Origin of the sequence: Halarcobacter bivalviorum, from assembly GCF_003346815.1 — a bacterium.
GTDB lineage: Bacteria > Campylobacterota > Campylobacteria > Campylobacterales > Arcobacteraceae > Halarcobacter > Halarcobacter bivalviorum.
Genome location: NZ_CP031217.1, coordinates 738,344 through 751,797, shown reverse-complemented (window position 1 = coordinate 751,797; position 13,454 = coordinate 738,344). Strand labels below are relative to the sequence as shown.

At 27.7% G+C, this 13,454-nt stretch carries 12 protein-coding genes; 2 read left to right on the top strand and 10 right to left on the bottom strand.

What is annotated here, in order from left to right; translation table 11 throughout:
- Nucleotides 1–27: 27 nt before the first annotated feature.
- Entirely contained in the window at nt 28–465 is a 438-nt protein-coding gene (locus ABIV_RS03780) for a globin domain-containing protein (protein ID WP_114838632.1), read from the top strand.
- Here ABIV_RS03780 and ABIV_RS03775 read toward each other — a convergent pair whose 3' ends face one another.
- The 6 genes from ABIV_RS03775 to ABIV_RS03750 all read right to left on the bottom strand — a co-directional run bounded on the left by ABIV_RS03775 (nt 466) and on the right by ABIV_RS03750 (nt 8,917).
- Nucleotides 466–1,233 carry a GGDEF domain-containing protein gene (locus ABIV_RS03775; protein WP_114838631.1) on the bottom strand — a complete coding sequence of 256 codons (768 nt, stop codon included), beginning with the start codon at nt 1,231–1,233 and terminating at the stop codon, nt 466–468.
- Nucleotides 1,234–1,316: 83 nt separating this feature from the next.
- Entirely contained in the window at nt 1,317–1,526 is a 210-nt protein-coding gene (locus ABIV_RS03770; protein ID WP_114838630.1) for a hypothetical protein, read from the bottom strand.
- An 83-nt stretch (nt 1,527–1,609) separates the two neighbouring features.
- A complete protein-coding gene (locus ABIV_RS03765) occupies nt 1,610–4,810 on the bottom strand; it encodes an NAD-glutamate dehydrogenase domain-containing protein (protein WP_114838629.1) in 3,201 nt (1,066 codons plus the stop codon).
- Between the two features lie 97 nt (nt 4,811–4,907).
- The gene (gene ybaK, locus ABIV_RS03760) at nt 4,908–5,378 is read right to left on the bottom strand and encodes a Cys-tRNA(Pro) deacylase (protein WP_114838628.1); all 471 of its coding nucleotides are present in this window, start codon (nt 5,376–5,378) and stop codon (nt 4,908–4,910) included.
- A 19-nt stretch (nt 5,379–5,397) separates the two neighbouring features.
- Nucleotides 5,398–7,737: a diguanylate cyclase gene (locus ABIV_RS03755; protein ID WP_114838627.1), complete on the bottom strand. Its 2,340-nt coding sequence runs from the start codon at nt 7,735–7,737 to the stop codon at nt 5,398–5,400.
- Between the two features lie 103 nt (nt 7,738–7,840).
- Nucleotides 7,841–8,917 carry a DNA alkylation repair protein gene (locus ABIV_RS03750; protein WP_114838626.1) on the bottom strand — a complete coding sequence of 359 codons (1,077 nt, stop codon included), beginning with the start codon at nt 8,915–8,917 and terminating at the stop codon, nt 7,841–7,843.
- Nucleotides 8,918–9,010: 93 nt separating this feature from the next.
- Here ABIV_RS03750 and ABIV_RS03745 point away from each other — a divergent pair, with 93 nt between their 5' ends.
- Nucleotides 9,011–9,760, top strand: a complete 750-nt coding sequence (locus tag ABIV_RS03745) for a TIGR00266 family protein (protein ID WP_114838625.1) — start codon at nt 9,011–9,013, stop codon at nt 9,758–9,760.
- A 13-nt stretch (nt 9,761–9,773) separates the two neighbouring features.
- On the opposite strand, the gene ABIV_RS03740 is transcribed toward ABIV_RS03745, so the two are convergent.
- From ABIV_RS03740 to ABIV_RS03725, 4 genes are all read right to left on the bottom strand, one after another.
- The gene (locus ABIV_RS03740) at nt 9,774–11,084 is read right to left on the bottom strand and encodes a 2-isopropylmalate synthase (RefSeq protein WP_114838624.1); all 1,311 of its coding nucleotides are present in this window, start codon (nt 11,082–11,084) and stop codon (nt 9,774–9,776) included.
- A gap of 73 nt (nt 11,085–11,157) precedes the next feature.
- Nucleotides 11,158–11,853 carry a helix-turn-helix transcriptional regulator gene (locus tag ABIV_RS03735; protein ID WP_205526949.1) on the bottom strand — a complete coding sequence of 232 codons (696 nt, stop codon included), beginning with the start codon at nt 11,851–11,853 and terminating at the stop codon, nt 11,158–11,160.
- A 118-nt stretch (nt 11,854–11,971) separates the two neighbouring features.
- Nucleotides 11,972–12,892 (bottom strand): manganese-dependent inorganic pyrophosphatase, encoded by a 921-nt coding sequence (locus ABIV_RS03730; protein WP_114838622.1) that lies wholly within the window; start codon nt 12,890–12,892, stop codon nt 11,972–11,974.
- 60 nt (nt 12,893–12,952) lie between these two features.
- On the bottom strand, nt 12,953–13,447 hold the full coding sequence (locus ABIV_RS03725) for an asparaginase domain-containing protein (protein ID WP_114838621.1): 495 nt from the start codon (nt 13,445–13,447) through the stop codon (nt 12,953–12,955).
- Nucleotides 13,448–13,454 lie beyond the last annotated feature (7 nt).

Here is a 13,454-nt window from a genome sequence, read left to right as displayed (position 1 = left end):
CTTCCTAAATTTTAATTAGGATATATAATGCAATATAAGATAACTCCTGCTCAAGTAGGAACAAGACCACAAGTATCTTTACCAAATCCAAAAATCTTAGAAGCTTTAGGTGAAGAAGGGATGAGAAAAATGGTTTCTGACCATTATGATTTATTAAGACAAAGTAATATCAGAGGTCTTTTCCCTCCTACAGATGAAGGTTTTGAAATGGCAAAAAAACATTCAGCTGACTTTTTTATTCAAATTTGTGGAGGACCTAGATATTTTGATGAAAGTAGAGGTGCACCAAGAATGGTAGCAAGACATATGCCTTTTGCTATTACTCAAGAAGCTAGAAGAATTTGGTTAGAGTCTTATATCATGGTTTTAAATAGTTTAGACTTAGAAGAAGATCTTAAAGAATCTTTTTGGAACTATATAGACATCTTCTCAATTTGGATGATGAATACTCACGATAATCACTAATTATAAAACTCTATTTCGTCCAGACTTTTTAGCTTGAGATAAAGCCTCTTTTGCATTTAAAAGAAGTTCCTCTTGTTGGTCTGGATGAAGAGGTAATAAAGTACTAGCTCCCATACTAATAGTAAGAATATTTGAAGCAATAGAGTTATCATGTGGAATATTTAATCTTCTTACTGAATCTAAACACTTATTTGCAATTGTTAAAGGCTCATTTGTATTTGGAAGTAGAATATAAAATTCATCCCCTTCAAATCTTGCTACTAAATCACTTGGTCTATTACAATGATTTACTAAAATATTCGCAATAAGTTTTAAACACTCATCCCCTTCGCTTCTACCATAAATATCGTTAAAAGCTTTAAATTCATCAATATCAACAACTATTAATGACAAATATTGTTTATCTCTTATAGCTCTTTTTATCTCTTCATTAAATCTTTCCATAAAATATTTTTTATTTAAACATTGAGTTAAAGTATCTATGTGAGAATGGATTTTTAACTTTTCATTTTCATTTAAAATTTCATTTGTTCTTTGGATAATCTCTTTTTCTATATATTTATTTTTATAGATTTTAAAAAAAGTAAAGATTAAAGCAAGAGTTATAAAAATGATTGATAAAGAGATAATTTTTATAGTAAAAAATTCTTTTGTAGAAATAGCATTATTGCTAAAAAACTCTATGTATGTTGTGATTGAAATATATGATAAAAGAACTATTGATAATAAAATAGAAAACTTACAAAAATTAAATTTTTTAATATTCATGAATACCCTAAAAAGTGTGTTAAAATATTATACTCAATTTTATTTTAACAAGAGTTTTTTAGGGTACTGTTTTTAAATATTATCTATTTTTTACTTGTATTTATTCCTGGTGCATCTTTTGTACCAACATAATCGTCAACTTGACTATTATATTTCATATAAGCTAGTACAGCACCTACTAATAAACAAAAAATCACAACTAATCTAACAGTATTTCTTTTTTGTTTTGACTCTTTATTATTATAATCATCAATCTTTTCTAAAGATAGTTCATCATCCATATTACTTTTCATGATTACTCCTTTTTAGTAATATATATCATTTTAACTTAAAATAATAGTCATAAGATGAACTTATGATATAAATTAAGCTAAAATTATAATAAAGATACCATTATCTGATTTACAGTAACGGCTATTTCTTTAATGTCTTTATTCTCTTTTGTCATAAAAGTATCTAAATTATCTCTTACTTTATAGAAAATATCTTTTTCATTGTTAATATAACTTGCAAAAGCTGCATCTGGGTCTTCATTTACCCTTTGGAAATCTAATATCTTTTTAGTATAGTCAACAACAATAAAATCAATAAATTGTAAAACTTGATTTCTAAGCACCATATCATTTCTTGAGATAATTTTTACTCTATTTAAAGCAATAATAATATCTAAGATATTGAACTCATGGATTAATAGATAAAATAGAGTTACTACATCTTTAAATGAGTGATTTGTAGAAGATTTAATCACAATTGCTGGAATTGCAAACCTTAGATAATCAATCACTGTAAAGAACTGGTTAAATTCCTTATCCCCTTCTATAAAGTTCTCTATTTTTTGTTGATGTACTTGTTCTAATAAAGAGAATAACTCTTGTTTATGGTCAAGAATATGTGCTGCATCTAGCTGATTCTTTTTAAGATACTTAACCATCCATTTTGTACTAGCATAAAGAGTATACTCTAATTTATTTATTAGGCTATATTGCCGCTCTACATCCATAATATAATCTTGTGAATATAGTTTTGCTCTTATATCTTTTGCACCAAATAATTGTTTTGCAATAAGATAAGATTTTACTTTTAATAAAAACCTCTCTTCTCCTAGTTTATTGAACTCACTAATAAAAGTACAACCTTGTGAATTTATAATTGTATCTGCAATTTTTGTAGCAATAATTTCTCTTTTTAAAGGATGAGAAAGTAGCTCATGCTCATATGCACCTACAAATGATTTAGGGAAATATCTATATAAATATCTAAGTGCAAATTGCTCATCAATAAGCGTTGAATTTAATAATATCTTCTTTACAAAAATTTTTGAGTAAGAGAATAAAGAGCATAAAACAGGTCTTACAATTGAACCATCAATATCTACAACCTCATGAATATTTTCATTCTTTGGTATAAAAAAAGCTTTTCTATCAAAGGCTTCAATATTTTGTTCTAAAACCTCAATAACTTTTAGAAAATCATTTGGATATCTTCTTGAAAATCTTTCATCAATAGAGATTGCTAAAGCTTGATTATAATTACTTTGTAATACTAAACTTACAACTTGCTCTGTCATTGAGTTTAAAGTACTTTGAGTCTCTTCTTTACAAAGATTTTGAGTTGTTCCTATTGTATTTAAAAGGATTTTTAAATTTACTTCATGGTCTGAAGTATCAACTCCACCTGCATTATCAATACCATCAATATTTATTCTTCCTCCACCTAAAGCATACTCTATTCTTGCTTTTTGTGTGAAACCTAGATTTCCACCTTCACATACAATTTTTGCTCTAATATCACAAGCATCAACTCTTACTGCTTCATTTTGTTTATCCCCAATATCAATAGAGTTTTCATCACTTGCTTTTACATAAGTACCAACTCCCCCATTAAATAATAAATCAGCTTCCATTGTAAGAAGTAGTTGACATAATTCTTCTCCACTTACAACTCTCTTTTTTGTTCCTACTAAAGCTTTGATTTCAGGGCTTAGTTCTATCTCTTTATCATGCCTATTAAAGATTCCTCCACCAGAAGAGATTAGTTTGGTATTGTAGTTTTTCCAACCCCCATTTTTTGATTCAAAAAGTCTTTTTCTTTCTTTATATGAACTTGCTAAATCAGGATTTGGATCTACAAAAATATCTTTATGAGAAATAGCTGCAAGAAGTTTGAATTTATCTGATTCAATTAAACCGTTTCCAAAAACATCTCCACTCATAGAACCAATACCTACAACAGAAACCTCATCTTTATATATATCAATTCCTTTTTCTATAAAGAATCTCTTTGTTGACATTATTGCTCCACGAGCAGTGATTCCTAAATCTTTATGACCATACCCATTACTTCCACCACTTGCAAAAGCATCTCCTAACCAATAGCCTCTTTTTATTGCAATTTCATTTGCAACATCACTCATAGAAGCAGTTCCCTTGTCTGCCGCAACTACAAAATAAGGGTCATCTTCATCATATTTTACGATTTCAGGATTTGAAACTACTTTTCCCTCTACCATATTATCAACTAAATCAAGATTTGCATTTATAAACATAGAGTAAATCTCTTGGAAATACTCTTTTGTTACTTCACTTGCTTCTTTATTTATTACGAATCCGCCCTTTGAACCATCTGGAATAATAATAGAGTTTTTACCCTCTTGTGTAATCATTAAAGATTTTACTTCTTGTCTATAATCTTCATGTCTATCAGACCATCTTAGACCACCTCTTGAAATATTACTCATTCTAAGATGAACTCCATAAAAAGCAGGATGATAAATAAAGTTTTCTAAATTTGGTTGTAAGCCTCTTAAGTTTTCGCCAAACTTTTTTGTATCTATTTTAAAAGCAATTGTTTGTGAATTTAAATAAAAATTTGTTCTTAATAAAGATTGTAGAAAAGAGAAAGTTAATTTTAAAATCCTATCATCCATAATTTGAGGAATCTGTTTAATCTCTTCATTTATCTTTTCTTCAAGCTTTTTTAACTTCTCTTCTCTTTTTGTAGTTTTAGGATTAAATTTAATACAAAAATATTCTACAAAAGAGGCTGTAATTTTATGATGAGTAATTAGTGTATGTAAAATTGTTGCTGAATTTATTGTTAGTACTGCTTGGTCTAAATACTCAATAAAGGCTCTTACCAGCATAATATTTTTTAGATTGAAATTTTCATTATAAACTAAAGAAAATACTTTTGAGTGAACTTGTGTAACATCTAATAAACAAGTTGTAATAATATTTTCAAGATTTATTTTTGAGTCATTTATTTTATTATGTTCTGATTTATCTTTTATCTTAAGATTAAATCTTGAAACAAAAATACTATCTTTATTGTTTTGAATATTATAAGTAACTTCATCAACAATAACAAATCCAATATCATGTAAAATAGGTGTTATCTCTGATAAAAATATCTGTTTCTTTGAATATATCTTTATACTACTAGAAGTTTTAACTTCTTCTATTTGTGTTACAACACCATCTTTTAAAACTTTTTCAAATAATTCATTTGATATCTCTAAATCATTAGGAGTAAGTAATTGAGAACAAATCGCGTTCATATCAGAAGAAGTAGTACTCATAAAATATCCTTTTTTTGTTATATTTGCTTTAATACTACTGTTAAAAAATTAAGAAAAATATTAAAAATTAAAAATAACTAAAAATATTTTATAAATTTTATTCTGAAGTAATATCTGCAATTGTTAGATTTAATAACTTCTCAATATCTTTAATATCAACTTCAATATCTAAGCCTCTTCTTCCACCACTTACATAAATAGTTTTAAAAGTTTTTGCACTCTCATCTAAAACTGTTCTTAATCTCTTTTTTTGTCCAAAGGGAGAAATTCCACCAAGTAAATATCCTGTAGTTTTTTGAGCTTCATCTTTATCTGCCATTTTTGCACTTTTTGCACCTAAAGCTTTTGCAATATTTTTTAAAGACATCATACAATTTACAGGGATAATCCCAACTGCTAACTCTTTTGGATTTAATTCAACTAATAATGTTTTATATACTTGATTAGCATCTAAATTTAGTTTTTCTGCAGCTTCTAAACCATAATTTGTACACTCAGGGTCATGGTCATATTTTAGGATTTTAAAATTACATTTATTTTTTTTAAGTAGATTTATAGCAGGGGTCATAATCTTTCTTTTTGCTCAATTATAGCAAAAATACTGCTTTATTTCTACCTTTTGCTTTTGCTTCATATAATGCTTTATCTGCTCTACTTAAAACACTCTCTTCTGTGTCTCCTTGTTTATAAGTAGTTATCCCAAAACTTGCTGTCTTTTTCCCTACTTTTGTAAAGTTATAATCTTCAATAGCTTTTCTAAGTTCTTCTGCTTTTATTATTGCACCCTCTTTTTCAGTATGAGGACAAATTATCAAGAACTCTTCTCCTCCCCATCGACCAAGTACATCCATTTGTCTTAAATCACTTCCTAAAATTTTAGCAAACTCAATAAGAACAATATCTCCTACTTGATGACCATACTCATCATTTGTCTCTTTAAAGTGGTCTATATCAACCATTATCATAGAAAACTTATATCCAGTTCTTCCACTTCTATAAATCTCTTTTTCTAACTCTGCATCTAATTTTTGTCTATTATATACATTTGTAAGCTTATCAGTAATATAAAGTTTTTCTAACTTTTCATTCTTCTCTTCTAAAAGCTTTTCTGTAATTTTTAACTCATTTAATAGTTTTTCTGTCTCCTCTTTTTGAGAAGTTAATTTTCTATTCCAATAAACAAAAACTAAAATAATAGAAACAAAGAAGATAACTATATACCAAACCAAAGTATAATCTTTTCTGCTTTCATAAGAGATAGCCACATACTTATTATAAATAAACTGTCTTGCCTCATCCCCAATTCTTGATAAAAGATTTTGAAAAATATGTACAAGTTCTGGTTCATCATTTCTAAATCCTATACTAAGTTCTAGCTTTTCATCAAATTTTGCAGCAATTTTTAGCTGACCAAGATAACTCTCTTTGAATTTATATGCAGCAATTGGTAAAACTCCTACAAAACCAAAAATCTCACCTTTTATAACTTTCATTAAACCATCATCTACATTTTTTACCTGTACAAAGTTTAAATAAGGATATCTATCTTTTAAAGTTTTTTCAAAACTATAATCTTTTACTATTCCTATTTTTTTATCTTTTAAAGTAGTTAAATCGTCTATAAAAGTTATATCAGGTCTTGTAGCTAAAACAAGAGGGGATGTAATATAAGCAGAAGAAAAATTTAGATATTTTTCTCGCTCTTTTGTTTTCATAGCTAGTGATAAAATATCACACTTTCTACTTTTCATATATTCTAAAGTTTGACTCCAGCTCTTAGTTTTTACTAAAGTAATAGGAATTTTTAGCTCTTTTCTAAAAATATTAAAATAATCACTTGTAAGACCAATGTGTTTCCCTTCTTCATCTATAGCTTCAAAAGGCATCCAACTAGGATCTATACATAAAAAAAGTCTCTCTTTCTTTTTTAAATACTCTTTTTGTCCTTTTGTAAAAATTGGATTATTTATCTCTGGTTCAAAAATAAAATTATTTAATTTACTTAACCTCGATTTATCTTTTACTATTCCAAGTTGAACATAAGTATCAGCTATTCTTTTTACTCTATTTATATCAATACTCCCTAAAGGATATACTGATTTTAAGATTAGATTTTCAATCTGATTAGCTTCAAAAAGTAGTTCTTCTCTTGTCTTATTTTGAGAGTTATATTTTTCTAAAATAATATCAACTAACTCTTCTTTATGTTCTAAAGCATATTTCCAACCTTTTATAGTAGCAATTTTGAAAGCTTTTACTCTATTTGGATATTTTATATACTCTGTTTTAGAAGTAAATAGATTATTTACATAAAACTCTGCTCCATAATCTTCAGGATTTATAATGTTATAGTCAACCCGCTCTTTATTTAAAGTATAGGTTTGATTAGTTAGATAAATAGAAGTGACATCAACTTTTTTTTGAATAAAATCATCAATACTAAAAGATTGTGGAACATCTATAAAATCTTTCTCACTAATATTAAATTGACTAAGCATTAAATTAAAAGAGGTGTTTTTTAAAGCATCTTTTCCACCCATAAATCGTTTACCAATCATATCAGTTGGAAGTTTTATATTTTTTTGAGAAATTAAAACTAAAGGAGAACGTTTTAAAAAATTTGCTACAAAGATTATATCATCGCCATTTAAGTATCTTTCTATAATACTTGAATATGAAATTGCAAAATTTATTTTTTGAGATAAAACATCATCTATAACAGAGTCTTTTCTAAGATAATTCATCTCTTTAATAATTACATCAAGACCTACTTTATCATAGAAACCTTTTTCTTTAGCTGCATAATAACCTGCATACTCAAATTGATGTAACCATGATAGTTGTAATACTACTTGTTCTTTATTTGCAAATAGTGCTGAAGGGATTAAAAATAGTAAGATAAATAAAAGTATATTTATAGTTTTCATAATAATTACCTTATACTAATATTCCATCTTAACTTAACTTAAATAAAATTAAGTTTACAAAATCAAAATAGTTACATTTTAATTACATTATTTTAAAGAAAGCCTATTTTAAAATAAATTCATGCTCTTTAATAATTAAAGAATTAATTACAATTGAGAGCTTATGTTTTCCTTTATAATGTTTTCTTGTGGTCATATTTTGAAAGCTTTGTTTCTTTGAAAAGCTCTTTTTAAATGTTTTTATCTCATTTTGGTTTATTACAAATATCTTATTTGAATACAAACCATTTGCTTTTAAATAAGAGATTATATACTCTACTCTTAATTTACCTAAAGGTTCATCTTCACTTATTAAATCAAAAGAAAAAATTAGGTTATCTCCTATAAAAAGTGATTCATCACAGATGAAATTTTCAATCTTTACATGCTTACTTTTTTCATAACCAAATAAAACAAGTATCTCTTTATCTCCTTTTTTAAGCAAAGTTCTAGCTGCATGTTTACAAATCCAATCTAACTCTTTTGTTTTCCCAAGATTTGATTGTATAAACTCTATTACAAGTTTTGGATTATCTTTTGAGATATCATTTAGATTATTTGCAACACTTTTTTGTACATATTTTGATTTATCATTTTTTAGAAGTTCTAGTATCTCTAATACTTTTGTAGGGTTCTTTTTAAACTCTGGCAAAGCAACTGCCCAAGGAAGTCTTGGTCTACACCCTTCACTTGCAAGTCTTCTTAAGTGTTCATTTTCAGATTTTGTCCAAAGTTTTAATTGAGACATTGTTTTATCTTCTTCTTTTAAAATAAATTGTCTAATTGCAAACTCAGAAGAAGATTCAAGGGTAAAAACTTCTAAGGCTTTTATAGAATCTTCATAATCATCTAAGCCATAAACCTCCACAAAATCTTGAAAAAACATCGCTTCAAAAGAGTAAAAATATTTAGACACAAACTTTAAAACTTCTAACTGTTTTTTATACTCTAGTTTTATATTGTTGTTTAAAACTATTGCTATATGTCTCATTCTTTGTTTTAATTCTAAACTTTCCCATGAAGAATCAAAGATTTCTTTGCAAAATTTTTCTTTATCAAAAGAAGAATAATACTCTTTTATTTTATTTGCTAAGTTTCCTATATACTCTTTAGTATAGACATTTTTTAATTGCTCTGCCATTTTTTCACTTTTTTATTTTATTATATATAAATATTATATTGACCATAATATATATTGCAAAATGTAATTTAGATTTATTATAAAAGGAAACAGATGAATTCTCACGAAATTGATTATGAAATATTTGGTGATTCTATGCAAGTTGTAGAGATAGAACTTGACAAAGATGAAACAGTAATAGCAGAAGCAGGAATGATGTCTTGGATGGATTCAAATATAAAATTTGAAACAAAAGCAGGAGATGGAAGTAGTTTAAATGAAGGCTTTTTTGGAAAAGTATGGGGTATGGGTAAAAGACTTCTAACAAGAGAGTCTTTATTTATGACTCACTTTACAAATACAGTTGATAAAAAACAAAAAGTTGCTTTTGCTTCTCCTTTTCCAGGGAAAATTATGGCAGTTGATTTAAAAGAGACTGGAAAATTAATTTGTCAAAAAGACTCTTTTTTATGTGCAGCAAGGGGAACAAAACTTGATTTAGAGTTTAATAAAAGATTAACATCTGGTTTCTTTGGAGGAGAAGGTTTTATTTTACAATCACTTAGTGGAGATGGTAAAGCTTTTATTCATGCAGGTGGAACTATTGTAAAAAAAGAGTTAAAAGATGAAAAACTGATAGTTGATACTGGAAGTTTAGTTGCATTTACTGAAGGTTTAGAATATAAAGTTGAAGTAAGTTCAAGTATTAAATCAATGCTATTTGGAGGAGAAGGTATTTTCTTAACTACTTTAGAAGGTACAGGAACTGTCTATTTACAATCTCTACCATTCTCTAGACTTGCTGATAGAATAATTGCTCAAATACCAAAAGGTGAAGGGCATTTTGATATAGCAGATAAATAATCCCAAAAAGGGATTATTTAAAAGAGTCTTTATTCTCTTTGTAAAGGTTAATTATCTCATCTTTATTTAGTTCTCGTTGTAAGCTATCACTTTGTTTTTTAACTATTTTTCCAAACTTTATTGAACTCTCTTTACTTAGTTTTTCATTTAAAAACTCTTCTATAATAAAAGCAACTCCTCCTTTTTCTGATTGAGAATTTACTCTAATAATATTTTCAAAAGTTCTATTTATATCCCTTGGGTCAATTGGTAAATATGGAACTGTCCAAAACTCACTTTTATTTGCACGATAAAAATCTATACCTTTTTTTACTGCGTCTTGATGTCCACCACTAAAAGCTGTAAAAATCATCTCTCCAACAAAAGGGTGTCTTTCATGTACTTTTAGTTGTGTCATTTTTTCATACATCTTTTTAACTTCATCTATAAAAGTTAAATCAAGTTTGGGGTCTATTCCTTGAGAATAGATATTAAAAGCAAAATTTACTAAATCTAAATTCCCTGCTCTCTCCCCATTTCCAAACAAAGTACCCTCTACTTTTTGAGCTCCTGCTAAAACTGCTAATTCAGCTGAGGCTACAGAAGTTCCTCTATCATTATGAGGATGAACACTTACGATTACTGCTTCTTTATTTATCAGATTATTACACATCCACTCTATTCTATCTGCATAAATATTTGCAGTACATGCTTCTAAAGTATTTGGAAGATTTATAATCATTTTATTTTCAACAGTTGGCTTTACTACTTTTATTACTTCATTACAAATTTCAAGGGCAAACTCTAACTCAGTTTGAGAGAAACTCTCAGGAGAGTATTGATAAGTAACTTTCCCTTCAAACTCACTTGTAAGTTCAATTAGATACTCCATTGACTCAACTGCCATTGAAATAATCTCTTCTTTGCTTTTTTTAAAAACTACTTCTCTTTGAAACTCATTTGTTGGATTATATAGATGAAAAACTGCATTTTTAACTCCAACCATTGCTTCTACACTTCTTTTAATCCACTCTTTTTTAGCTGGAATTAAAATTTGAATAGCTACATCTAAAGGAACTAAATCCTCTTCTATCAGTTTTCTAACAAAGTTAAAATCAGTATCAGAAGCACTTGGATATGCAACTTCTATATTTTTAAATCCCATCTTCACTAAAGTTTGAAAATATTCTAATTTTTGTTCTTCATTTAAAGGGTTTACTAAAGCTTGATTTCCATCTCTTAAATCTACACTACAATATATTGGTGCTTTTTCAATTGTTTTATTAGGCCACTGTCTTTCTAAGTTCTCTACACTTGGATATTGTTTATATTTTTTATATAACATCTTCACTCCACAAAATTCATTTTTGTAAAGTATATAAAATAAAAAAAATTAAGTCTTGTACAAAATTAACATCCTAAGCGAAGATGCTTTTTTGAAACTCTTTTGGGCTTAGTTGGAAAACTCTTTTAAAACTTCTACTTAGATGGCTTTGGTCAAAAAAACCACTTTGCAAAGCTACTTCTACAATACTTAGATTTGACGCTAATAACTCTTTAGCATAGTGAACTTTTTTATTAAGAATATAAGAATGAATAGGAAGTCCAAACTCTTTTTTAAAGACTCTTATCAAATGAATTGTTGATAAATTAAAAGTTTCTGACATCTCTTCTAAAGTAAGTTCTTCTAAATAGTTTTTGTCTAAATACTCTTTGATTTTAAAAGCTAGATTATCATTTTCTTCACATTTTTGGGCTTCTTCTTTATGAAAAGTATCAATGCAAAACTCTAAAAAGCACTCTTCTTTAAAAATTAAAGAAGCTTTTTCATCAAGAAGTATTTTACATAAAGAGATAAACTTTCTATAAACCTTTTCACTAAAAATATGCTCAAAATCTTTGTCATAAAAAATCTCTAAAGCTTTTAAATACTCTTTATTTATATATAAAACATAACCATGTTCAGAGACTTCATTTAAAGTAGCACAATGAGAGATATGGTCATTTATAACTATCAACTCTTTAGGCTTTAAAAGCTTTTTGCCTTCATTAAAAATGATATTTAAAGAGCCTTTTTTAATTGCAGTGATAGTTAGTTCTTCATGTAAGTGCATTTTTTGACATTGGGTAATTTTTTCTATATATCTTAGTTCTAAAAAATTTAGTTTTGAGGATTTGAAAATTTGTGTTTTCATTGAAGAGAAGAAGAACTAAAAAGTTCTTCTTTTATAATTATGCGAATGCAGGCTCTAAGAAAGGAATAATCTGTTTTTTTCTAGAAAGACAACCGTCTAACCAAACTTTTCCATCTTCTAATTTTACATCAAATGCTTTTTCAAATACTGAAGCATCAGCTGAAGAAACAAGTACTTCAGAACCCTCTTTCATAATATCAGTTAAGATTAAACATGCTGTGTGTAAGTTATTTTCTTCTCTTAACTTGTCTAAATCAGCTTGTAATTCAGCTTTAACTGAATCAAAAATTGCTAAATCAATAACTTCTAATTGACCAATACCAACAGCAGATCCATGCATATCAAATGGTTTATAGTCTCTTAAAATTAAATCTCTAACAGGAACACCTTCTACTGCTGATTTTACTTTGAACATTTCCATACCTAAAGCACCAAAATCTTCAACACCAGCGATTGCTGCAAGTTCTCTTACAACTTCAATATCAAGTGGTGTACAAGTTGGAGATTTGAAAATAACTGTATCAGAAAGGATTGCACAAAGCATTACACCAGCAATATTTGCAGGAATTTCAACTTTGTGATAATCATACATCTCTTTTACAATTGTATTTGTACAACCAACAGGTCTAATCCAACATTCAAGTGGAGTTGAAGTAGTTAAGTCCCCTAATTTATGGTGGTCAACAATACCAACAATAGTTGCTTGGTCAATATCAGCAGGAGCTTGTCCTTTATCAGAATAATCTGTAATAAAAATCTCTTCACCAGCAAATTCAGTTTTAAGCTCAGGAGCTTCAAAACCAAATCTGTCTAAAATAAATTGAGTCTCTGGAGAAACTGGTCCTTGTCTAGCAGGAATTGCGTCTCTTCCAATTTTATTTAATAAATAAGCTAACGAAATCGCTGAACAGATAGAATCTGAATCAGGAGTTGTATGCCCACATGTATAAATCGCCATAAAAATATCCTATTTTAATTTTTGGCTGATTTTATCTAAAGTTTAGTAAAAAAACTATTATTACTCTTGAATTAAAAATTGTCCCAACTCTCTATTTTTTACTAATTTTGAACAATCAACTACTACTCCATGCATAGCAATATATGTTCCATCTTCAACATCTGCACTTAAAAAACCAAGTGCTTGTGAGAAGTTCATTGTAGCTTCAACCTCATCAATACTCATAGGAACCATAGCTCCTGTAAAAACTATTTTTTTATTGATTCTTCTTTGTTTTATTAGTTCAGAAGTAAGATGAACAGTATCTGTTCCATGAACAATAATCACTTTGTCATTTTCACTTGATTTAATAGCTTCACAAATTGCTTCTCTATCAGAATCTATCATATCTAGACTATCTTTTGAAACAATATTTTTTATTTCAAACTCTACATTATGACAAGAAGCTATTATCTTATCTAAAGCAATATTATCCGCAGGGACTTCAAGTTGTCCCTTTATTGGATTATATCTTTTATTAAATGTTCCACCTGTATTTATTACAGTTACTTTCATTTATTTT